Annotated in this window: 18 protein-coding genes; 7 read left to right on the top strand and 11 right to left on the bottom strand. The window is 73.0% G+C overall.

Features of this window, described 5'->3' with window-relative positions; genetic code table 11:
• Positions 1–145 precede the first annotated feature (145 nt).
• A complete protein-coding gene (locus AB0N27_RS24815) occupies positions 146–3,913 on the bottom strand; it encodes a S8 family serine peptidase (RefSeq protein WP_364374241.1) in 3,768 nt (1,255 codons plus the stop codon).
• Between the two features lie 169 nt (positions 3,914–4,082).
• On the opposite strand from AB0N27_RS24815, the gene AB0N27_RS24810 reads away from it, so the two are divergent.
• Positions 4,083–4,334, top strand: a complete 252-nt coding sequence (locus AB0N27_RS24810) for a hypothetical protein (protein WP_357984266.1) — start codon at positions 4,083–4,085, stop codon at positions 4,332–4,334.
• A 14-nt stretch (positions 4,335–4,348) separates the two neighbouring features.
• On the opposite strand, the gene AB0N27_RS24805 is transcribed toward AB0N27_RS24810, so the two are convergent.
• Positions 4,349–5,671, bottom strand: a complete 1,323-nt coding sequence (locus AB0N27_RS24805; protein WP_364374237.1) for an extracellular solute-binding protein — start codon at positions 5,669–5,671, stop codon at positions 4,349–4,351.
• A gap of 151 nt (positions 5,672–5,822) precedes the next feature.
• Here AB0N27_RS24805 and AB0N27_RS24800 point away from each other — a divergent pair, with 151 nt between their 5' ends.
• On the top strand, positions 5,823–6,656 hold the full coding sequence (locus AB0N27_RS24800) for a phosphoribosylaminoimidazolesuccinocarboxamide synthase (protein ID WP_364374234.1): 834 nt from the start codon (positions 5,823–5,825) through the stop codon (positions 6,654–6,656).
• 10 nt (positions 6,657–6,666) lie between these two features.
• Here the strand turns inward: AB0N27_RS24800 and glpK are convergent, their stop codons facing one another.
• Entirely contained in the window at positions 6,667–8,151 is a 1,485-nt protein-coding gene (glpK, locus tag AB0N27_RS24795) for a glycerol kinase GlpK (RefSeq protein ID WP_364374231.1), read from the bottom strand.
• Between the two features lie 77 nt (positions 8,152–8,228).
• Here glpK and AB0N27_RS24790 point away from each other — a divergent pair, with 77 nt between their 5' ends.
• Complete coding sequence (locus AB0N27_RS24790; RefSeq protein WP_357984278.1) at positions 8,229–9,167, top strand: ribose-phosphate pyrophosphokinase; 939 nt, start codon at positions 8,229–8,231, stop codon at positions 9,165–9,167.
• A 55-nt stretch (positions 9,168–9,222) separates the two neighbouring features.
• On the opposite strand, the gene AB0N27_RS24785 is transcribed toward AB0N27_RS24790, so the two are convergent.
• Entirely contained in the window at positions 9,223–9,678 is a 456-nt protein-coding gene (locus tag AB0N27_RS24785; RefSeq protein WP_364374227.1) for an ATP-binding protein, read from the bottom strand.
• A gap of 121 nt (positions 9,679–9,799) precedes the next feature.
• Between AB0N27_RS24785 and AB0N27_RS24780 the strand changes: the two genes are divergently transcribed.
• Together AB0N27_RS24780 and AB0N27_RS24775 are read left to right on the top strand one after the other, a co-directional pair.
• Positions 9,800–10,924 (top strand): DUF5931 domain-containing protein, encoded by a 1,125-nt coding sequence (locus AB0N27_RS24780; protein ID WP_364374224.1) that lies wholly within the window; start codon positions 9,800–9,802, stop codon positions 10,922–10,924.
• Positions 10,921–11,586: a response regulator transcription factor gene (locus tag AB0N27_RS24775; RefSeq protein WP_364374222.1), complete on the top strand. Its 666-nt coding sequence runs from the start codon at positions 10,921–10,923 to the stop codon at positions 11,584–11,586. Before AB0N27_RS24780 ends, AB0N27_RS24775 begins: the two co-directional genes overlap by 4 nt.
• 6 nt (positions 11,587–11,592) lie before the next feature.
• On the opposite strand, the gene AB0N27_RS24770 is transcribed toward AB0N27_RS24775, so the two are convergent.
• The 3 genes from AB0N27_RS24770 to AB0N27_RS24760 form a co-directional block, all read right to left on the bottom strand.
• Positions 11,593–12,165: a DUF5709 domain-containing protein gene (locus tag AB0N27_RS24770; RefSeq protein WP_203175605.1), complete on the bottom strand. Its 573-nt coding sequence runs from the start codon at positions 12,163–12,165 to the stop codon at positions 11,593–11,595.
• An 88-nt stretch (positions 12,166–12,253) separates the two neighbouring features.
• Positions 12,254–12,991 carry an ATP-binding protein gene (locus AB0N27_RS24765; RefSeq protein WP_364374219.1) on the bottom strand — a complete coding sequence of 246 codons (738 nt, stop codon included), beginning with the start codon at positions 12,989–12,991 and terminating at the stop codon, positions 12,254–12,256.
• Between the two features lie 59 nt (positions 12,992–13,050).
• Positions 13,051–14,049 (bottom strand): SDR family oxidoreductase, encoded by a 999-nt coding sequence (locus AB0N27_RS24760; RefSeq protein WP_364374216.1) that lies wholly within the window; start codon positions 14,047–14,049, stop codon positions 13,051–13,053.
• Between the two features lie 210 nt (positions 14,050–14,259).
• Here AB0N27_RS24760 and AB0N27_RS24755 point away from each other — a divergent pair, with 210 nt between their 5' ends.
• The gene (locus AB0N27_RS24755) at positions 14,260–15,459 is read left to right on the top strand and encodes a glycosyltransferase (protein WP_364374213.1); all 1,200 of its coding nucleotides are present in this window, start codon (positions 14,260–14,262) and stop codon (positions 15,457–15,459) included.
• 16 nt (positions 15,460–15,475) lie between these two features.
• On the opposite strand, the gene AB0N27_RS24750 is transcribed toward AB0N27_RS24755, so the two are convergent.
• Genes AB0N27_RS24750 through aroA form a run of 4 tightly spaced genes read right to left on the bottom strand, consistent with a single transcriptional unit; the run spans position 15,476 to position 19,671 of the window.
• Entirely contained in the window at positions 15,476–16,330 is an 855-nt protein-coding gene (locus tag AB0N27_RS24750) for a hypothetical protein (protein WP_364374323.1), read from the bottom strand.
• 59 nt (positions 16,331–16,389) lie between these two features.
• On the bottom strand, positions 16,390–17,208 hold the full coding sequence (hisN, locus tag AB0N27_RS24745) for a histidinol-phosphatase (protein ID WP_364374210.1): 819 nt from the start codon (positions 17,206–17,208) through the stop codon (positions 16,390–16,392).
• 28 nt (positions 17,209–17,236) lie between these two features.
• Positions 17,237–18,400, bottom strand: coding sequence for a ribosome small subunit-dependent GTPase A (gene rsgA, locus AB0N27_RS24740; RefSeq protein ID WP_364374207.1), 1,164 nt, complete (start codon positions 18,398–18,400; stop codon positions 17,237–17,239).
• A complete protein-coding gene (gene aroA, locus AB0N27_RS24735) occupies positions 18,370–19,671 on the bottom strand; it encodes a 3-phosphoshikimate 1-carboxyvinyltransferase (RefSeq protein ID WP_364374204.1) in 1,302 nt (433 codons plus the stop codon). Before aroA ends, rsgA begins: the two co-directional genes overlap by 31 nt.
• Before the next feature lie 103 nt (positions 19,672–19,774).
• Between aroA and AB0N27_RS24730 the strand changes: the two genes are divergently transcribed.
• Positions 19,775–20,479, top strand: a complete 705-nt coding sequence (locus AB0N27_RS24730; RefSeq protein WP_364374201.1) for an SOS response-associated peptidase — start codon at positions 19,775–19,777, stop codon at positions 20,477–20,479.
• The last annotated feature ends 52 nt before the right edge of the window (positions 20,480–20,531 follow it).

Below are 20,531 nucleotides of genomic sequence, written 5' to 3'. Positions count from 1 at the left end.
CGCTGGGGGCTGACCACGTTTCGGGGGGGTTCCCCGCCTCGCTGCGCACGGGCGGGGGCGTCACCCAGACCTTCTTGGGGGCCTTCGGCCTCTGGTGACAGCCGCGGGGGGTGGGTGCCCGGCGGGCACCGACCCCTCGCGGATGTCACCTGAGGCCGAAGGCCCGCATGACGGTCTGGGTGACGCCGCCGCCGTTGCGCTGCGTGGCGGTGACCCGCACGGACACGTGGTCAGCCCGCTGCGGCGCGCTCAGGGACGTCGTCCAGACGCCCCCGCGCTCCTTGAGGTCCTGCCGGTGCCAGGTGCGCCCGTCGTCGTAGGAGACCTCCAAGCCGAGCGAGGAGACCCCGTCCCGGGCCGCGGCGCTGCCCACCACCACCGGCATGATCGCCAGGTCGGTCCGGCGTGCCGCGCGGCCCGCCAGGTCCAGGTCCGTTCCGTAGTCCAGCTGGACCAGCGGGATGGCCTGCACGCCCTCGGCCGAGCCGGAGAGGAAACTCCAGTCGGTGCGGGTGGTGGAGGAGTACGGGCTGTAGGCCAGGTTGGTCTCCGTCTCGACGACCAGCCGGTACGGCAGCGTCTGCGGTGACAGGTCGCCGGCGAAGAGCTCCGGCCAGTTCTCGAACTGGAGCAGCTGCCTGTCGCCCTGGTAGAGCGAGATCCGTTGCAACATGCCGGCGCCGCCGCTGTGCGCGGCTCCCGCGTCCCCGAACCCCTGGATGTAGGCGCTGATTCCGTACTCGCCGCGGAACGGGATGTCGTAGGTGAGCAGGCGTGGCCGGGTGATCGGCCCGAACCAACGGTCCTTCTGGACGCTGCCCGGCCGGTAGGTGATCTCGTCGGTGTTCGACCGCGACCAGTTGACGACGTCGGCGACCTGCTTCCACCTGATGCCCTCGCCCGCCGAGACCCAGTCGGTACGCGCACCCGGTGCGACCGGTTGGAACGGGAACGGGCGGGCCGCCGCCCACTCGTACGGCGGGAAGTCCATCCGCGTCTCGGCGGCCTGCTGGCCTGGCGGCGGTGCGAACTCGAGATCGATCCGCGCGAGGTCGCGGGGAGCCGTCCTGGCCGACGGGTCCCGGGGGACCCCGCCACGGTGGTAGTCCACGAGGTCGTACAGGTACGCCGACGAGGGGTGGGCGGTTACCGTGAGCCGTACGCCCTTGCGGCCGGCGGCGGTGATCTTCGTGATCAGGGTCTCTCCCTCGCCCCTGACCAGCGAGGCGACCGGGATCGGCCCGGCCGTCGTGCCGTCCGGGTTTCCGGACCACTCGCTGGCACGGCCCTCGCCGTCGTTGACCACCAGCAGCAGCGCCGCGCCGGCGGCGTGCGCCGCGGCCACCTGATCCGTGCGGGTCGCGGCGGCGTCGGCGCGGACGACCACGGCGCTGCCGCGGGCGGACACGCCTGTGTAGTCGGCCGTCGAGCCGGTGCCGGCGAAGACGGCGTCGAGGCGTACGGTGCCGTCGGGCAGCGGTCGGGAGCCGGGCTGCACGAGGGGGTCGCCGGCGCGGTGGCCGTTGTGGACGAGCTCCAGCGGCGTCTGCTCGGCGCGGATCCGGGTGGTGAAGACGAAACTGCCCTTCTTCACCGCGCTCCCGGTCGGCAGCGCCCACAGGCTGTCGTAGAGGGTGCCGGGCCAGAACGTCTCGCGCAGGGCGTTCGGGTCGCTGGGCGTCGGCTCGCTGGACGTGAAGGAGCGGTAGACGTCGATTCGACTGTTGGTGACGGCGGTGGGCTTCGCTGTCACCACCCGCACCTGGCGGGCCTTTGAGGCGTCGAGGTCCACGACCCGGTCGGCGGTCAGCTCCACCTCCGGGGCGGTGAGCATCGCGAGGCCGAGGGAGTGGGCGCCGTGCAGGCCCTCCACGTCGGCGGCGGCGACGAGAGTGTAGGAGCCGGGCTCCCAACGGCTGGTGAGCTCTCCGTCCCGCACCCACATGAAGGTGGAGACCCCGTCGGCGCTGACGATCTCCACCTCGCCGCTCATCGGACGACCGCTGCGGTCCTTCAGGTGGACGGTGAGGTCGTACTTCCTGGATTCCACCGCGACCCCGACCGCCGTGTGCACCGCACCGGCGGCGTGGCGTGCGGTGACCTGGGCGGAGAACCGGCCCGCGGCGAGACCCCGCGGGTCCACCACCACGTCGACTGCGGAGGCTCCCCGGGCCGGCACCGTAACCTGGCTGGCGTCCACCGTGAACGTCGTCCCGGGGGAGTCGCCACGATCGACGGCGAGATCAAGAGTAACCGGACTGTCAGTGGTGTTGGTGTAAGTGATCTTCCGGCTGATCCGTTGCGGCTGGGTACCGGGCGACCAACCGACCAGACCCGCGTCCACCGACCCGGTCGCGATGATCTGATCCTGGTGGTAGGCGGCGGCCACGTTCAGCCGCCCGCTGCCGGCCCGGTAGGCGTTGTAGTCCGGCGTACGCGCGCTGGTGCCCATCAGAGCGTCCTTGATCTGCTGCGCGCTCCATTGCGGGTGTTTCTGAGCCAGCAGAGCGGCGGCGCCGGCCACGTGGGGCGCGGCCATCGAGGTGCCGCTGTCCACCTGGTAGAAGCCCTCACCCCAGGGGATGTGCTGCGAGCGGGCCGCCAGCACGTCCACGCCGGGGGCGGTCATGTCGGGCTTCAGGGCGTCGTCGGTCATCCGCGGCCCGGCGCTGGAGAAGTCCGCCAGGTGATCGGTGCCGTCGACCGCGCCGATGGTGAGCGCGGCGTCCGCGGTTCCCGGCGCTCCGAGGGTGTACGGGTCGGGCCCGCCGTTGCCGGCGGCGACCACGAAGAGCGCGCCGGTCTCGGCGGTCAACTGGTTCAGGGACTGGCTCAGCGGGTCGTCCTGGGTGTGCCAGGCGCTGACACCCAGGCTCATGTTGATGACCTTGGCGTGTTCGGCACGCGCCGCCCACTCCATGCCCGCGATGATCCCCGAGATCGACCCGCTCCCGTTGCTGTCGAGGACCTTACCGATTACCAGTTGGGCGTCGGGCGCGACTCCCCGTTCCTTCCCGTCGGATGCGGCGCCCGTCCCGGCGACGGTCGAGGCGGTGTGGGTGCCGTGCCCGTTGCGGTCGACGACGTCCTCACCGGGGATGAAGCTCCTGGACGCGACCACGCGGTCCGCGAGATCCGGATGGGTCGTGTCCACTCCGGTGTCCAGGACGGCGACGCGGACGCCGCTGCCCGTACCCCCGGCGGCCCACGCCGCGGGGGCGCCGATCTGCGCCGTGGTGTCGGCGAGGGCCGCCTTCGCGCTGCCGTCGAGCCACACCCGGTCGACGCCGGCCGTGAAGGAGGGCGCCGGGGTGCCGGCGGACCGGCCGGTCGGGCGGGCGTACGCGTCGTCGCCGGTGAGGGCCGACCAGAAGTCGGCCGTCTGGGACCGGCGGGTACGGACCGCCTCGCCGCGCACGGAGGGGAGGTCCAGGACGGTCTCCGCACCCGGCAGCGCGGTTCCGCCGCGGCGGGCGACCGAGTCCGTCGTGCGGGTGACGATCAGCGGGAGTGCGCTGGTGCGCGCGTCGTCGAAGCCCTGGGCGACGAGTTGGGTGACGTCGAAGAGCTGCCGGTCGAGTCGTCCGGTCGCGAGATAGGGCAGCGCCTCGTCGGGATACACAAAGGTGTCCCCGTTCTCCGTGGCGACGCGTACGGCCCCGGTGGCGCCCGGCGCGCGCTCGACGTCCACGGTGGGCGGTGTCCCGTCGCGTCCCGGGGTCAGCGTCACCTTGTCGCCGGTGATCAGCGTGACCGTGACGGGTGCGCGGTGTGCGCCGCCGGCCGGGGCCGGTGGTGCCGGCGGCGGTGGGGACGCGGGAGCGCTGTGCGCCGCAGTGGGGGTGACCAGGGCGGCGACGAGAGTGACACCGACCGCCGCTGCCGCAGATCTTCGGATGGGAGAGAGCCGCACAGTGCCTCCAGAGTTGACCAGTTGGCGAATCTGATCACTTCCGGAGATTCATGTAAAGATCATCATCTTTGCCGGGAGGTTGCGAGATCGTTGCGGCCGGGCCGCCCGGTCCCGTGAATTCGGCATGGACTGACGTGCCGAGGTTGCGCCCTTCGGCGAAGATGGGCACATGTCTTCATTCGGTAGGTGGTGGGGCCGGCTCGGCGCGGTCCTCGGTACGGTCGTGCTGGCGGTCTTCGTGCCAGTGGCGGCCTGGGCGTCGACGGGCACCGGCGAGCTGGTGGTGGAGGCGGCGCGGCGGCGGTCCCGCGGCGGCGGCTTCGGCTTCCTCGGGCTGCTCTGCTGCCTGGTGGTGGTGGCGGTCATCGTGTTCCTAGTGCTTCGCCTGACCCGTAACCGTCGGGGCGGCCCGCCGCGCTGACCGGCCGCCGGTGCTCAGCCTGCGAGCGCCGCGATGGCCTGGGACAGGAAGCGCGCGGTGGCCTCACGGGTGCCGTCCCGCTTGACGCGGATGCGCTCGGCGGCGGTGACCAGCAGGGTCCGTACCCTGGCGTGCCCCTTGGGCGGTGGCGCCGGCGCCGGGCCGAGCTGGTCGGCGATGCTGGCGCCGAACGCGGCGGCCCGTCGCTGGACGGGGTCGGCGACGCTGCCCTCGGCGTAGCGGCGGACGGCGAGGCTGGGGTTCAGGCCACGCTCGTGGCCGAGGACGGTGCCGGCCTCGCCGTTCGTGGTCAGGAAGTTGATGACGTCGGCGACCGTGTCCGGGTGGCGGGTGCCCCGGAACGCCGCCCAGTACATCGACGCCCGCGCCCACTGCGCCCCGGACGGGCCGGGGAAGCCGACCACACCCAACTCGGCCCCGGTGAGTCGTTGCATCTCCGGTAGCTGGTGCGACCAGGCGAAGGACGCGGCGGTCAGGCCGGTCACGACCAGTTGCCGGGCCGGCTCGCCACTGTCGGCCTGCTCGATCAGCGCCGCGCCGGGCGTCGCCCGGTCGGCGCGGGCCCGCTGCCAGAGCTCGAACCAGCTGATCAGCTCGTCCGCGCCGAAGCCCAACTGCCGCCCCCGGTAGAACTCGCCGCCCTGCGAACGCAGCCACAGCCAGAGCGCGCGGTAGTCGCCGGACCCGTCCATCGTGCCGGCCACCCGGCCGTCGCCGGCCTCGGTGACCTGCGTCGCCCAGGAGATGTAGTCGGTCCAGCTCATCGCCGCGCGCGGCTCCGGCATCCGCAACTCCCGCAGCAGGTCCCGGTTGAAGACCACCCCGGCGAGGGTCTGCCCAGCGGCGACGGCCATCGTCCGGCCGTCCACAGTGCCGTAGCGGATCAGGCCCTCCGGCAGGCTGCGTAGGTCCACCCGGTGATCGGCGACTCGGTCGGTGAGGTCGAGGAGGATCTGGCGTTGGCTGTAGTCGGTGAGCACGGAGTCGTCGATCTGGATCAGATCCGGCACGTTGCCGCCGGCCGCCTGGGTGGCCAGCCGCTCGTAGTAGCCGTCGACGCCCTGCCAGGTGACCCGGAAGGTGACCCGGGGGTTGCGCGCCGAGTAGAGCCGCAGCACCTTCTCGGTGAGTTCCGCCCGCCTCGGGCCACCCCACCAGAAGACCGACAGCTCGACAGGCCCGTCCTGGCTGGACGTGGTGGCGCCGTCGCTGCACCCGGCCAGCCCGCCGGCAGCCAGCAGGGGAGCGCCGGCCAGCGCGGTGAGCAGGCGGCGTCGGCCCGGGTCGGCGTCGATCGGGGGTCGAACAACGGGCACGGGGGTCTCCTGGCACCTGCGTGGGCGGCGGTCGGACCATTCACGCAGGCGGCGCAGGAGGGTGTCAACGTCCGTCCGGTCACCCCGGCGTCCGCGCCCGGCGCGGGTGGGCGAATCAGGCTCCCCGATGCCGCGTGGTGTACTAGGGCGCGTGGAACTTCTGCACTCGGGCAAGGTTCGGGACGTCTACGCCGACGGCGACGACCTGATCCTGGTCGCATCGGACCGGATCTCGATCTACGACGTGGCGCTGCCGACGCCGATCCCGGACAAGGGTCGTCTGCTCACCGCGCTCTCGCTCTGGTGGTTCGAGCAGCTCGCCGACCTGGTGCCGAACCACGTCATCTCCGCCACCGACGTACCCGCCGAGTTCGCCGGGCGGGCCATCCGCTGCCAGCGGCTCGACATGGTCCCGGTCGAGTGCGTCGCCCGCGGTTACCTCACCGGCGGTGGCCTGCGGGAGTACGAGCAGACCGGCGCGGTGTCCGGCATAACCCTGCCCCGAGGGCTCGGCGAGGCGTCGATCCTGCCCGAGCCGATCTTCACGCCGTCGAGCAAGGCCCCGATGGGCGAGCACGACGAACCCATCACGTACGACGACGTGGTGGCGAAGGTGGGGCAGGACACCGCCGAGCGGCTGCGGCAGATCACCATCGACATCTACCGGCGCGGCGCCGAGCTGGCCGCCGACCGGGGCATCCTGATCGCCGACACCAAGATCGAGCTGGGCTGGGCGCCGGACGGCACCCTGGTCCTCGCCGACGAGCTGCTCACCTCCGACTCGTCGCGGTTCTGGCCGGCGGAGTCGTACCAGCCGGGGCGGGTGCAGTTCTCCTACGACAAGCAGTATGTGCGCGACTGGGCCACGGGCAGCGGCTGGAACAAGCAGGCCCCCGCGCCGGACGTGCCCGACGAGGTGGTCGAGGCGACCCGCGCCCGCTACATCGAGGTCTACGAGAAGCTCACCGGCAACCGCTGGGAGTGACCGCCGGGCCTCACTCCACCCAGTCGAGGGTGCGCTGCACGGCCTTGCGCCACTGGCGCAGCTCCCGCTCGCGCAGGTCCGGGGCCATGGACGGCTGCCACTGGGCGTCGGAGCGCCACTTCGCGCGCAGGGTGGCCAGGTCGGGCCAGAAGCCGACCGCCAGGCCGGCCGCGTACGCCGCGCCGAGGCAGGTGGTCTCGGTGATCCGGGAGCGGATGACAGGCACGTCGAGCACGTCGGCGAGGAACTGCATGAGCAGGGCGTTCGCGGTCATCCCGCCGTCCACGCGGAGCCGGCGCAGCGCCACGTCGGAGTCGGCGTCCATCGCGTCGACCACCTCGCGGGTCTGCCACGCCGACGCCTCCAGCACCGCCCGCGCCAGGTGCCCCTTGGTGATGTAACCGGTCAGGCCGGCGATGACGCCCCGTGCGTCGCTGCGCCAGTGCGGGGCGAACAGCCCGGAGAACGCCGGCACCACGTAGCAGCCGCCGTTGTCGTCCACGGTGCGGGCCAGGGCCTCCACCTCGGCCGCGGAGGAGATCAACCCGAGGTTGTCCCGCAGCCACTGCACGAGCGAGCCGGTGACGGCGATGGCGCCCTCCAGGGCGTACGCCGGGGGTTGGCCCTTGATCTGGTAGGCGACTGTGGTGAGCAGGCCGTGCGTCGAGGGGACCGGGGTGGCGCCGGTGTTGAGCAGCAGGAAGCTGCCGGTGCCGTAGGTGCACTTCGCCTCGCCCGGCTGGAAGCAGGTCTGCCCGAACAGGGCGGCCTGCTGGTCACCGAGCGCGCTGGCCACCGGCACCCCGGCGAGCACACCCTCGGCCGTGCCGTACACCTCGGCGGAGCAGCGGATCTCCGGGAGCATTGCCGCAGGTACGCCCATCGCGTCCAGCAACTCCGGGTCCCAGTCGAGCGTCGTGAGGTCCATCAGCATGGTCCGGCTGGCGTTCGTCACGTCGGTGACGTGCGCGCCTGTCAGCTTCCAGATCAGCCAGCTGTCCATGGTGCCGAACAGCACCTCGCCGCGTTCGGCGCGCTCACGCAGGCCGTCGACCTCGTCGAGCAGCCAGCGCAGCTTCGGCCCGGCGAAGTAGGTGGCCAGCGGCAGGCCCGTGCGGGTCCGGAACCGCTCCTCGCCGTACGTCGAGGCCAGCTCGCGCAGCAGCGGCCCGGTGCGGGTGTCCTGCCAGACGATGGCGTTGGCCACCGGGCGGCCGGTGGCCCGGTCCCAGACGACAGTGGTCTCCCGCTGGTTGGTGATGCCCACGGCGGCGAGCCCTGCCGCGTCGGTGCCGGCGGCCCGCAGCGCCTCGGCGACCACCTGCTGGACGTTGTCCCAGATCTCCTCGGCGTCGTGCTCCACCCAACCCGGTCGGGGGAAGATCTGCCGGTGTTCGCGTTGGGCCACGGCGACGATGTCCCCGGCGGAGTCGAAGACGATGCACCGCGAGGAGGTGGTGCCCTGGTCGATGGCGGCGACGTACTCGGGGGTCACCGCAGCACCGTACCCGGACCGGCGGTGCGGTGCGACCGCCGTCACGTCGGCCCACGCGTCGCCTACGATGTGCGAACGTGCGCGACATCGCCGTTTTCAGTGGAACCGCCCATCCCGACCTCGCCGCCGAGATCTGCGCCCATCTGGGGGTGCCGCTGCATCCGGTGCGGGTCTCCCGGTTCGCGAACGACTGCCTGGAAGTCCAGTTGCAGGCCAACTGCCGCGAGCGGGACGTGTTCCTGATCCAGCCGCTGGTGCCGCCGGTGCAGGAGAACCTGGTCGAGCTGCTGCTCATGATCGACGCGGCCCGGGGGGCGTCCGCCGGGCGGATCACCGTGGTGCTGCCGCACTACGCGTACGCCCGCTCGGACAAGAAGGACGCCCCACGGATCTCGATCGGCGCCCGTCTCGTCGCCGACCTGCTCACCTCGGCCGGCGCGGACCGGGTGCTCGCGATGACCCTGCACTCGCCGCAGGTGCACGGCTTCTTCAGCGTCCCGGTGGACCACCTGCACGCGCTGCGGGAGCTGGCCACCCACTTCCGGCGCTACGACCTGAGCGACACCGTGGTGGTCTCGCCCGACCTGGGCAACGCCAAGGAGGCAGCGGCCTTCGCCAGGTTGCTGGGCACGCCTGTGGCGGCCGGGGCGAAGCAGCGGTTCAGCGACGACCTCGTCAAGATCAGCGCGGTGATCGGCGAGGTGGCCGACCGGGACGTCATCGTGCTGGACGACGAGATCGCCAAGGGCAGCACGGTGGTCGAGCTGATGGAGCACCTGCGCGGCCTGAAGGTCCGCTCGATCCGGTTGGCCTGTACGCACGGACTCTTCTCCGGCGACGCCCTGCACCGGCTCAGCGACCAGGACGGCGTACTGGAGATCGTCTGCACCAACACGGTCCCCATCGCCGCCGAGAAGCGGGTGCCGAAACTCCAGGTGCTCTCGGTGGCGCCCGCCCTGGCCGAGGCCATGCGGCGGATACACAACGGGGAGTCCGTCTCGGCGCTCTTCGCCTGACCCGTCCTCGCCGATCCGGTGACCGCGGGATCGGCGCGGCGGGGCGGCGCCCGGGTCAGCGCGTGGTGCGGTAGTGGTCGGTGAGGCCGGCCATGATGCGGACAGTTGTGCCTGTGGTGCCGGTGGCGACCTCCATGGCGTCGGTCAGCTCGCGGGCCAGCCAGAGACCCCAGCCGCCGGCCGTGTCCGGCGCCGGTCGACTGCGGTCACCCAGCCGTTGCGGGCTGATCCCGTGCCCGTGGTCGGCGACCTCGCAGACCAGTGCCCCCGGCTCCTGCCAGAGCCGCAGCCAACCCCGCCCACCGCCGTGCCGCACCGCGTTCGTGATCAGTTCGTTGATCGCCAGCACGAAGTCGTCGAGCCGTTGACCGGTCAGCCCGCAGGCGTGCGCGCAGGAGGTGACCGAGTGTCGGATCTCGGTCACCTGGGCCTGGTCAAAGGCCTCGGCGATAAGGAGGGCGGGTTCGATGGGCACAACCGTACGCGGTGCGTGCGGATCTGCGTTCGTCATGGGCCCGTCCCGACGGCGAAGCTCGAAGTATTTCGCGGCATTTCCACCGTACGTCAGGGTTTCCCGAACCGCACTCGCCGGCCTACCGCGCGCCCGGCCCCGCTGTGGCATCCTGACCGCCATGTCGTCACCGTCAGGTGGTTTCGAGGTGCCACTCTGGCGTGCCCTGGCGGTGTTCCGGGTGGCGTCCCTCGGGTACGTCTGCGTGCTCTCGGTACGCGACGCCGACAGGTACGCCCACCCGTACGCCGCCGGCGCCCTGGTCCTGGTCATGATCGCCTGGACCACGGCGACTGCCATCGGCTACGCCCGCCCGGCCTGGCGGCGCTGGCCGCTGCTGCTGGCCGACCTCGGGGTGGTGGTGGCCATCGTGCTCTCCACTCCCTGGGTGGTCGGCCGGACGGCGCTCGCCCACGGCGTACCCACCCTGGGGGTGGCCTGGATGGCCGGCCCGGTGCTGGCCTGGGCCGTCTCCGGCGGACGCCGTCGCGGCACTGTGGCGGCGCTCGTGGTCGCCGGCGCGGACCTGGCCACCCGGGAACGGATCGGCCAGTCCTCGTTCACGGGCGTGATCCTGATGCTGCTCGCCGGGGTGGTGGTCGGGCACGTGGCCCGACTCGCGGTGGCCGCCGAGGAGCGGCTGCAACGCGCGGTCGAGCTGGAGGCGGCAACCCGGGAGCGGGAGCGGCTGGCGCGGGACATCCACGACTCGGTGCTCCAGGTGCTGGCGCTCGTGCAGCGGCGCGGCGCGGACCTGCCCGGCGAGGCCGGCGACCTGGCCCGGCTCGCCGGTGAGCAGGAAGCGGCGCTGCGGGCACTGATCGCGGGCACCGCCACCCCCGGCGGGTCGGACGCCGACACGGTGGACCTGCGGAGCCTGCTCGGGCGGTACGCCTCGTCGGCGGTGTCGCTCTCGGCCCCCGCCACCCCGGTGTCACTGCCCCGGCAGGTGGCCGGGGAGCTGGCGGCCGCGACCGGCGCGGCCCTGGACAACGTGGGACGGCACGCCGGCGGACGGGCCTGGGTGCTGATCGAGGACGAGGGGACGACTGTGACCGTGTCCATCCGGGACGAGGGGCCCGGCATTCCGGACGGCCGGTTGACCGAGGCCGCCGACCAGGGTCGGCTCGGTGTGAGCCAGTCGATCCGGGGCCGGGTCACCGACCTGGGCGGGACGGTCCGGATCATCTCGGCGCCGGAGGCCGGGACCGAGATCGAACTGACAGTGCCGAGGGCGCGACGATGACGCAGGTGCGGGTGATGGTCGTCGACGACCATCCGATGTGGCGCGAGGGCGTCGCTCGCGATCTCACCGAGGCCGGCTTCCTGGTGGTGGCGACCAGCGGCGAGGGGCGGCAGGCGGTCCGGGTGGCCGCCGCCGCCCGCCCCGACGTGGTCGTCCTCGACCTGCAACTACCTGACATCTCCGGGGTCGAGGTGATCCTCGGGCTGCGCGCGGCGCTGCCCGACGTGCGGGTGCTCATGCTCAGCGCCAGCGGCGAACAGCAGAGCGTGCTGGACGCGGTCAAGGCGGGCGCCACCGGCTACCTGGTGAAGTCGACCGCGCCTGCCGAGTTCCTCGACGCCGTACGCCGCACCGCGGCAGGCGACCCGGTCTTCACCCCCGGCCTGGCGGGGCTCGTCCTCGGCGAGTACCGCCGGCTGGCAGCCGGGCCGGTGGCCGGGCCGGGCGACGGTACGGAACCGGGCGCCCCCCGGCTCACCGACCGGGAAACCGAGGTGCTGCGACTGGTGGCGAAGGGGATGTCGTACAAGCAGATCGCCCAGCGGCTCGGGCTGTCGCACCGCACCGTGCAGAACCACGTACAGAACACGCTGGGCAAACTGCAGCTGCACAACCGGGTCGAGCTGACCCGGTACGCCATCGAACGCGGCCTGGACGACTGACCGGCCTCAGACCGAGCGCGGCGGCTCCGTCTCGTGGATGGCCAGCTCCTCGGCGCTCGCCCCGCCACCTGCCGAGCCGGCGTCGTACGCCACCGAGTCGGTCTCCTGGTCGGTGTGCGCCCCCTCGTCCGGTTCGACAAGCCGGCCCACAGTCGCGTCGGCCACAGTGCCGAGCTGGCCGTGGTCGTAGAGGGAGACCGGCGAGTTCGGGTCGGAGGTGGGCCCCGGGTCCATCACGTCGGCGTCGAGCTGGGCCTCCGCGGCGGCCTCCAGGTTGTCCGCCTCGAAGGCGATCTTCGGGTCGATCGTCCCGGCCAGCGGGTCGTCCGCCGGGCGTTCGTAGACCTCCCGGTCGAGCTTGTAGTCCAACGACTCGCCGTCGAGCTGCTCCTCGGCGGTGGTCCCGAACCGGTCCACCGCGACCGGCGTGCGGTCTCCGGGCAGCTGGGCCGGGTCCGGGCCGTCCGCCTCGCGCCCGGTGAGGACGTCGTCGTTGGCGGTCGAGTCGTCATCGGCGGTGTCCGGAAGCCCCTGGGACTCGGTGTCGGACACGGGGGTCGGGTACTCGTTGTCGCGCATGTCTGATCACTACCCGCTGCCCTCCCGCCGTAACCGGGCCATCCCCGCAGGTACGACGCGGAACCGGGCACCGGAGGTGAAAGCCCGGTCAGCCGGCCTCGTCGTCGGGGTGCAGCACGCACCAGACGACCTTGCCGTCCGGTACCGGGCTGCTACCCCACCGGCGGGCCACCGTGTCGATCAGCAGCAGCCCCCGGCCGCCCACCCGGTCCGGCGGGGACAGCCCCGCGAACGTCGGCTGTCGCGGGGAGTGGTCCCGGACCGCCAGGTGCAGGGCGCTGTCGTGCGGCGCCAGCCGCACCGTCATCGCCGTCCGGGCGTGCGCCACCACGTTGTTGACCATCTCGGTGACCGCGATGCACGCCGGGTCGACGAGGGTCGGCATGCCCCAGCGCTCACACCCGGTGGTGACCATCTCGCGGGCCTCCCGGGCGGCTCCCACAGCCGGAGCCAGGTCGGCGGTGAGCACCGCCGCCATCGGTGCCGCCGCGACCGCCGCCAGCGCGCCGTCCAGGGTGGGCCAGGCCGGGACGCCCGGTGCGGCGTCCGGCTGGTCGGGCCCGGCGACCGTCGGGTCGACGAGAAGCAGGTCCGCGGCCGGCCAGTCGGCGACCTCCCGGCGCACCTCGGCGAAGACGCCCCGCACGGCCGGGTCGGCGACCCGCAGCCCGGTCAGGTCGACCACCACCGGGCCGGGTCGGTCACTGAGCCGGGTGAGCAGCGCGGCGCGGACCACGTCCGCCGCGCCGGCGTCGAGCACACCCGTCAACCGGACCACAGCCGACGACTCGTCGATCTCGACGAGGCAACGCGAAGCGGTCGGCATGATCGCCCCATTGTGCGCGCCTGTGACGACTGCCGCATCCGGTCGGTCGACGCCCGACATCAGCGGACCAACCGGGATCGGCGGTTCATGGCGGCCATCGTGCCGACCGCGGTACCCGCCGCGGCGAGGCCGAACGCGGCGGTCATCCGCACCACCTGGCGACGCCGGCCGTGCCAGCCGCCGTCCCGGCGTGCCTCGGCGTCGGCGTCGAACACGTTGCCGCTGCTGTCCATCCGCGCGCCGGGACCGAACTGGGTGCGGTGGGCGTACCAGGCGAGGGTGCGTTCGACCAGGGCTGGCGCGAGCCGCCACTGAAGGCCGATGAGCCGGGCGGCGCCACCCGCGTACGCCTCGCGGCGCGGCCGGCGCAGCAGCCGGACGATCGTCTCGGCGACGACCTCCGGCGGGTAGACCGGCGGGGGTGGCGCGAGTTCGCGGCCTGTGTGGTTGGCCGTGTGCCTGAAGAACGGGGTGTCGATTGTTGCCGGCAGGACCGTGCAGACGGAGATCTGCCCCCGCCCGGTGACCCGCAGCTCCTGCCGGACCGTGTCGGCGAGCCCCCGGATGCCGTGCTTGGTGGCGTTGTACGCCGACTGGTAGGGCATCGCCACCTCGGCCAGCACCGAGGCGTTGTTGACCAGGACACCGCCGCCGGCCGCCTCCAGGTACGGCAGCGCGGCCTTGATGCCGTGCACGGCACCGAGCAGGTTGACCTCCAGCACCCGGCGGAACTCGGCGACCGGAATCTCGTCGAACAGGCCCACCGCGCTCACCGCGGCGTTGTTCACCCAGGCGTCGATCCGCCCGAACTCGGCAGCCGCCCGGTCCGCCAACTGCCGTACCGACTCCAGGTCGGTCACGTCGGTCGGCACGACAAGCGCCCGGCCGCCCAGCTCCCGGCAGCGGTGCGCCACCTCGCGCAGGGCCGGCTCGCTCCGGGCGGCCAGTACGACGGCGACGCCACGGCGGGCCAGCGCGTACGCGGTGGCCGTGCCGATCCCGCTGGACGCACCGGTGATCACCACTGTCGAATCGTCGAGACTGCGGGTCAGGGGCATTTCTCAGCGGTACCCCCGCCCGGGGCTGCTCATACCACCGGTAGGTGTCTGATCACGGCGTCGGCCGCGATGGTTGTCGTGGCGCAAGCGTCGGCGGCACCTGCGGGGACTGTTCCCGATCTGCCAGGTTTCGACTCCGGGCCCTCGGGTTAATGGGACGCTCTGACCGGGAGGACCACCGCCGAGGAAAAGATCGCAGGGAGGTGACCCATGCGCGTCGGCCTCGTCTGCGCGCACACCAGCTCGTACCGGCACGCCGACGGCCCGCCGGTCGGTACCCAACAGCACATCGCGCGGGTCGCCGCCGAGCTGGCCGGCCGAGGCCACGATGTCCGGATCTACGAGCGTCGGGACGACCCGGAGCTGCCGGCCACCACGGATGTCGACGGCTACCAGGTGCACCGGGTGTCCGCCGGCCCGCCCACCCCGTTGCCCACCGCCGAGCTGATCCCGCACGTCACGGCGTTCGGCCGCTGGCTGACCGACGAGTGGGCAGGTGCCTGGCGACCCGAGGTGGTGCACGGGCACTACTGGGTCGGGGGGCTGGCGGCCGCGCACGCCGTGCGGGAGACCGACATCCCTGTGGTACAGACGTTCCACTCACTCGGCGTCGAGCAGCTGCGACACCTGGGCGGCAGGTACGACGGCCCGGGGCAGCGCATCCCGCTGGAGCGGGCACTGACCCGGGCGGTGGACATCGCGGTCGCCCAGTGCAACGACGAGGTGGACGAGCTGACCCGGATGGGTCTGCAACGCAGCCTGGTGGCGATGGTGCCGGCCGGGGTGGACACCCAACAGTTCCACCCCGACGGTGAGGCCGCGCCGCGCGAGCAACGCTCGCGGATCCTCTCCGTCGGCGGGCTCTCCCCGGGCCACGGGCAGGAGGACCTGATCCGGGCGATGCGGCTGGTCGGCGACGCCGAACTGGTGATCGCCGGCGGGCCACCTGCCGAGGCGTTGGTCAACCACGCGGAGGCGCGTCGGCTGCGGGAGCTGGCCGAGCAGGTCGGGGTGGCCGACCAGGTACGCCTCGTTGGCGCGGTGCCACACGACCAGATGGCCACCTGGTACCGGTCGGCGGACGTGGTGGCCTGCACGCCGCACTACTCCTCGGCGGGCCGGGTGTCGCTGGAGGCGATGGCCTGCGGGGTGCCTGTGGTCGGCTACGCGATGGGCGGCCTGGCGGACGCCGTCGTCGACGAGGTCACCGGTCGGCTGGTGCCCCCCGGCGACGTGCGGACACTCGGGGTCTCGCTGCGCCGACTGCTGTCCGACAACGCCGGCCGGTTCGCGTACGGCCACGCGGCGGTGGACCGGGTCCGCAGCAGCTACACCTGGGACCGGACGGCTGGCGCGTTGGAGCGCCTCTACGAGCGGGTGGTGAGCCGGCGCAAGCCGGTCGAGGCGTGACGCGGGGAGGCGCCGGTCAGACGGGTCGGCCGGCGCCGACCATTGCCGGATCCCGGCGGCGCGGCGCCGCGCGGTGCTGCTGGGGTTGCGCGTACCGGGTCAGCCCGATCACCGCGGTCAGGGTGACCAGGAAACCCACAGCGGCCAGCCACTCCCGTCCGGGCCAGATCTTGTCGTTGAGCAGCAGCAGGCCGACGATCGCCGCGGGCACCGCCCCGGCCGCGTCCATCGCGGCGACAGCCGCGGTCGTCGAGCCCCGCTGCATGGCAAGGCCCAGCAGCAACTGCCCGACGATCGAGTGGGCGATCAGCAGGTAGAACAGGGGATCGGCGAGGAACGCCTCGGCGGACGGCGCGGAGGCCAGCGGGCGGGCCGCCACCGCCGCCGAGGAGAAGGCCAGCCCGGCCAGCGAACCGAGCGCCACCGACCCGGGCGCCCCGTGCAGCCGGACGGCGAAGACACCGACCACCGCGATGACACCCAGCGCCACCAGCAGCGCCACCGACCCGGCCGTGCCGAGCTGCTTCGACGGCGCCGGACGTGCGGACAGCACCAGCGCGGTGATCCCTCCGAAGAGCAGGGCCAGCAGCGCCACCTCGGCCACCGGCAACCGCCACTTCAGCACCACCACGCCGAGAATCGCTGTCACCCCGAGCCCGGCGGCCACGCTGGCCTGCACCAGGAACAGGGGCAGATCCCGCCGGGCCAGGAAGGCGAGCACGAAACCGCCGATCTGGCAGCTCAACCCGACCAGGTACGTCCGGTGCCCGGCCAGCCGCAGCAGCAGACCCGGATCGAAGGTGTGGTGGACCGTTGTGCGGGCCGCGGCCACCGACTGGAGCAGGTTGGCGAAGCCGTACGCGACGATCATCGCCGCGAGAAAGCACCAGCCGGAGGAGACCACCTGGCGAGGATAGAGGTTGCCGGGGGTCAGCGCTCGGCTGGTCGATGCAGCCGGGTGAGGATGTCGGCGTGCAGCGCACCGTTGGTGGCGACCACGCTGCTCTCGGTGCCCGGCTCGCCGGTCGGCGACTGCCGACCGTGCAGATCCGTGACCGTGCCACCCGCCTCCGTGATGATCGGAACCAGCGCCGCCACATCCCACAGCGACAGTTCGGGCTCGGCCATCACGTCGAGTGCACCCTCGGCCAGCAGCATGTAGCCGTAGAAGTCGCCGTACGCGCGGCTGCGCCAACTGGCCCGCATCAGGTCGAGCATCGCGTCGAGCCGCCCGGCGCTCTCCCACCCGGTCAGCGACGAGTAGCAGACGCTGGCGTCCTCGATCCGACGCACCGCGGAGACACCGATCCGCGTGCCGGCGGCCGGCCCCGGACCGGCGTACGCGCCCCCGCCCGCGCTGGCCCACCAGCGTCGGCCCAGCGCCGGCGCGGACACCACACCGACAGCCGGGCGCTCGCCGTCGTACAGCGCGATGAGGGTGGCCCAGACCGGCACACCCCTGACGAAGTTCTTCGTCCCGTCGATCGGGTCGACGATCCATCGACGGTCGTCGGGGCCGCTGGCCGGCTGTGCGCCGTACTCCTCGCCGAGCAGCCCGTCGGCCGGCCGGTGCTCGGCAAGCAGGGCGCGGATCTCCCGCTCCACGGCGGTGTCCGCGTCGGAGACGGGAGTCAGGTCGGGCTTCGCCTCCACCCGCAGGTCGAGAGCCCGGAACCGGGCCGTGGAGATGGCGTCCGCCCGGTCGGCGAGCAGGTGGGCGAGGGCGAGGTCGTCGGCGTACCCGGTCATGCCGGCAACCTAGCCGACGCCCGGCGGGTCACTCGTCGGGCCCGCGCCTGTCACCCTCGCCGGGCCCGCGCTGGTCGCTGTCGCCGCGCGCGTCGCCGTCGCCCGCCCGGGAGGCGAGCAACCGGCGGTACGACGCCAGCCGGCGCGGGTCGGCCTTGCCGGCGGCCACCCAGGCGTCCAGCCCGCAGTCGGCCTCGTCGGCCGTGTGCGGACAGTTCGGCGGGCAGTCGACGGTGCCCTCGACCAGGTCGGGGAAGCCGTGCAGCAGGCTGTCGGCCGAGACGTGCGCCAGCCCGAAGCTGCGGATCCCCGGGGTGTCGATGATCCAGCCCGGGTCGGTGTCGACGCCCGGCACCGGTGGCAGCCGCAGCGCCACCGCGCTTGTGGACGTGTGCCTGCCCCTGCCGATCGCGCTCACCACGCCTACCGCGCGCAGCGCGTCCGGAACGAGGCGGTTGACAAGCGTCGACTTGCCCACCCCGGAGTGCCCGACCATCACCGACACCTTGCCGCTCAGCAGCGCACGGAGCGCGTCCAGGTCCGAGTCCGGGCGGTTGAGCACGTACGGCAGCTCCAGCTCGGTGTAGTAGCCGAGCACCTCCTCCGGCCCGGCCAGGTCGGCCTTGGTGAGGCAGAGCAGCGGCTCGACGTCCGCGTCGTACGCGGCCACCAGGCAACGGTCGATGAACCCGGTACGCGGCGGCGGGTCGGCCAACGCGCTCACGATCACCAACTGGTCGGCGTTCGCCACCACCACGCGTTCCAGCCGGCCCTCGGCGGTGGTCTCGTCGTCGTCGGCGGTGCGGCGCAGCACCGAGCGGCGCTCGGCGATCCGGACGATGCGGGCCAGAGCGCCCTCCGCGCCCGACGTGTCCCCGACCAGGCTGACCCGGTCACCCACCACCACCGACTTGCGGCCCAGCTCGCGGGCCCGCATCGCGGTGACAGTGGGCAGGTCGGCACCGACCACGCCGCGCTCGGCCCCGGACAGCACGCACGTGTAGCGCCCCCGGTCGACGGCGATGACGAACCCGCCCACGGCGTCGGCGTGCTGCGGGCGGGTGCGCGTACGCGGGCGCGACGACTTGCCGGGTCGGACCCGTACGTCGTCCTCGTCGTACTCCCGCCGTCTGGTCGCCAGGACCTGCCCTCTTTCTCGCGTCAGTTCTTGCCGGTCACCATCGCTGACCATAGTGCCGGGAACTCGGGCATGGTCTTGGAGGTGCACCCCACGTCGTCCACCTCGATGCCGGGCACGGCGAGCCCGGCCACCGCTGCGGCGTGTGCCATCCGGTGGTCGTGGTAGGTGTGGAAGATCCCGCCGCGCAGCGGGCGGGGCCGGATCTCCAACCCGTCAGGTGTCTCGGTGATGTCCGCCCCGAGCCCGCCGAACTCGCGCGCGAGCGCGGCGAGCCGGTCGGTCTCGTGGCCCCGGATGTGCCCGACGCCTGTGAAGACCGACGGCGAGTCGGCAAGCATGGCCAGCGCGGTCAGCACGAGGGTCAGCTCGCCGACGTCGGACAGGTCGGCGGTCAGGCCGTGCACCACGCCTGTGCCCCGCACGGTCAGCCCGTCGGTGGAGAGGCTGACCTCGCCGCCCATCCGTTGCAGCAGCGAACGGAGCTGCTCGACCGGCTGCATGCTGCCATGCGGCCAGCCCTGGAGGGTCACCTCACCGCCGGTGACCAGGGCGGCGGCGAAGAACGGCACCGCTCCGGAGAGGTCCGGTTCGATCTCCCAGCCGCGCCCGCTGAGGGGGCCGGGCTCGACGGTCCACAGGTCGGGGGTGGTGTCGTCGACCGCCGCGCCGGCGGCCCGCAGCATCTGCACGGTCATCCGCAGGTGCGGCGCGGACGGCACCGGCGGCCCGACGTGGCGCACCACGACACCCCTGTCGAAGCGCGGGGCGGCCAGCAGCAGCCCGGAGACGAGCTGGCTGGAGGCGGACGCGTCGATCACCACCTCGCCGCCGGTGATCCGGCCGGTGCCGAGCACGGTCAGCGGGAGGCTGCCGGAGCCGGTGACGTCGATCCGGACGCCCAGCGAGCGCAGCGCGCCGACCAGCGGACCGAGGGGTCGGGTGCGGACGTACGGGTCGCCGTCGAAGGTGACCTGCCCGTCGGCCAGGCCCGCCACCGGCGGCACGAACCGCATCACCGTGCCCGCCAGGCCCACGTCGACGTGCGCGGGGCCGGCCAGCGGGTGCGGTCGGACCAGCCAGCGCTCGTCGTCGCTGATCGAGACGTGCGCGCCCATCGCCCGCAGGCCGGCCGCCATCAACTCGGTGTCGCGGGCGCGCAGCGGCCGGGCCAGCGTCGACGGGCCGGCGGCCAGGGCGCTGAGCACCAGGGCGCGGGCGGTCATCGATTTGGAGCCGGGCAGGCGCAGTGTCGCCGCCACCGGGTCGGACGCGGTAGGTGCGGTCCACGGCTGCGGCGGCCGGGTCGCGGTCAGATTCCCCACGGTTACATTCTGCCGTGCGGGCCGGTCGGCGGCGGGAACCGGCTGTCGTACTCCCGGTTGGCGGGACAGCCGACCGGGCGTCCGACGCACTAGCGTGTGTGCCATGTGTGGCAGGTACGCGACGACCCGGAGTTCCGGCGAACTGAGCGCGCTGTTCGAGTCGTCCGACGACACCGACGGCGGGGTCGGGCCGGATCACAACGTCGCGCCGACCGACCCGGTGCCGCTGGTCCGGGTGACCCCGGAGGGGCACCGCAGCCTGTGCGTGGGCCGTTGGGGCTTTCTGCCGCACTGGTCCCGTTCGGCGGCCGGGGCGGCCCGCATGATCAACGCGCGGGCGGAGACGGTGGCCACCAGCCGGGCGTACGCCCGGGCGTTCGCCCGTCGGCGCTGCCTGGTTCCGGCCGATGGCTGGTACGAGTGGGTCCGGCTTCCCGACGGCGGCCGGCAGGCGTACTTCATGACCCCCGCCGACGGATCGGTGCTCGCGCTGGCCGGCATCTGGTCGGTCTGGGAGTCCGGCACGGACAGCCGGTTGACCTTCAGCGTGCTGACGACGGCGGCGCTCGGCGAGTTGGCCGAGGTGCACGACCGGATGCCTGTGCTGCTGCCCGCGGACCGGTGGTCGTCGTGGCTGGAGCCGACGGACGAGCCGGAGCGCCTGCTCGCCCCACCGGCGTCGGACTGGCTGGCCGGTCTGGAGATCCGTCCGGTGGGTCCGGCGGTGGGCGACGTCCGCAATGACGGTCCGCGGTTGACCGCGCGGGTGCCTGTGGGTCCGGCGCCGCAGGAGCTGACTCTGTTCTGACGTTCACGCATCGTCGGGTGCCGATTTGGCAGGGTTGCGCGCTATTCGTCTC

The organism is Micromonospora sp. NPDC093244 (assembly GCF_040683695.1).
Taxonomy (GTDB): domain Bacteria; phylum Actinomycetota; class Actinomycetes; order Mycobacteriales; family Micromonosporaceae; genus Micromonospora.
The sequence above is the reverse complement of the archived record's forward strand: the minus strand, read 5'-3'. Positions and strand labels throughout refer to the sequence as shown.

Excerpts from the sequence above, each read along its gene's own strand:
- AB0N27_RS24750 (WP_364374323.1), bottom strand. The coding sequence starts at position 16,330 with ATGATCGTCGCGTACGGCTTCGCCAACCTGCTCCAGTCGGTGGCCGCG.
- AB0N27_RS24775 (WP_364374222.1), top strand. The coding sequence starts at position 10,921 with ATGACGCAGGTGCGGGTGATGGTCGTCGACGACCATCCGATGTGGCGC.
- AB0N27_RS24730 (WP_364374201.1), top strand. The coding sequence starts at position 19,775 with ATGTGTGGCAGGTACGCGACGACCCGGAGTTCCGGCGAACTGAGCGCG.
- AB0N27_RS24760 (WP_364374216.1), bottom strand. The coding sequence starts at position 14,049 with ATGCCCCTGACCCGCAGTCTCGACGATTCGACAGTGGTGATCACCGGT.
- AB0N27_RS24770 (WP_203175605.1), bottom strand. The coding sequence starts at position 12,165 with ATGCGCGACAACGAGTACCCGACCCCCGTGTCCGACACCGAGTCCCAG.
- rsgA (WP_364374207.1), bottom strand. The coding sequence starts at position 18,400 with ATGGTCAGCGATGGTGACCGGCAAGAACTGACGCGAGAAAGAGGGCAG.
- AB0N27_RS24785 (WP_364374227.1), bottom strand. The coding sequence starts at position 9,678 with ATGACGAACGCAGATCCGCACGCACCGCGTACGGTTGTGCCCATCGAA.
- AB0N27_RS24755 (WP_364374213.1), top strand. The coding sequence starts at position 14,260 with ATGCGCGTCGGCCTCGTCTGCGCGCACACCAGCTCGTACCGGCACGCC.
- hisN (WP_364374210.1), bottom strand. The coding sequence starts at position 17,208 with ATGACCGGGTACGCCGACGACCTCGCCCTCGCCCACCTGCTCGCCGAC.
- AB0N27_RS24780 (WP_364374224.1), top strand. The coding sequence starts at position 9,800 with ATGTCGTCACCGTCAGGTGGTTTCGAGGTGCCACTCTGGCGTGCCCTG.
- AB0N27_RS24765 (WP_364374219.1), bottom strand. The coding sequence starts at position 12,991 with ATGCCGACCGCTTCGCGTTGCCTCGTCGAGATCGACGAGTCGTCGGCT.
- AB0N27_RS24810 (WP_357984266.1), top strand. The coding sequence starts at position 4,083 with ATGTCTTCATTCGGTAGGTGGTGGGGCCGGCTCGGCGCGGTCCTCGGT.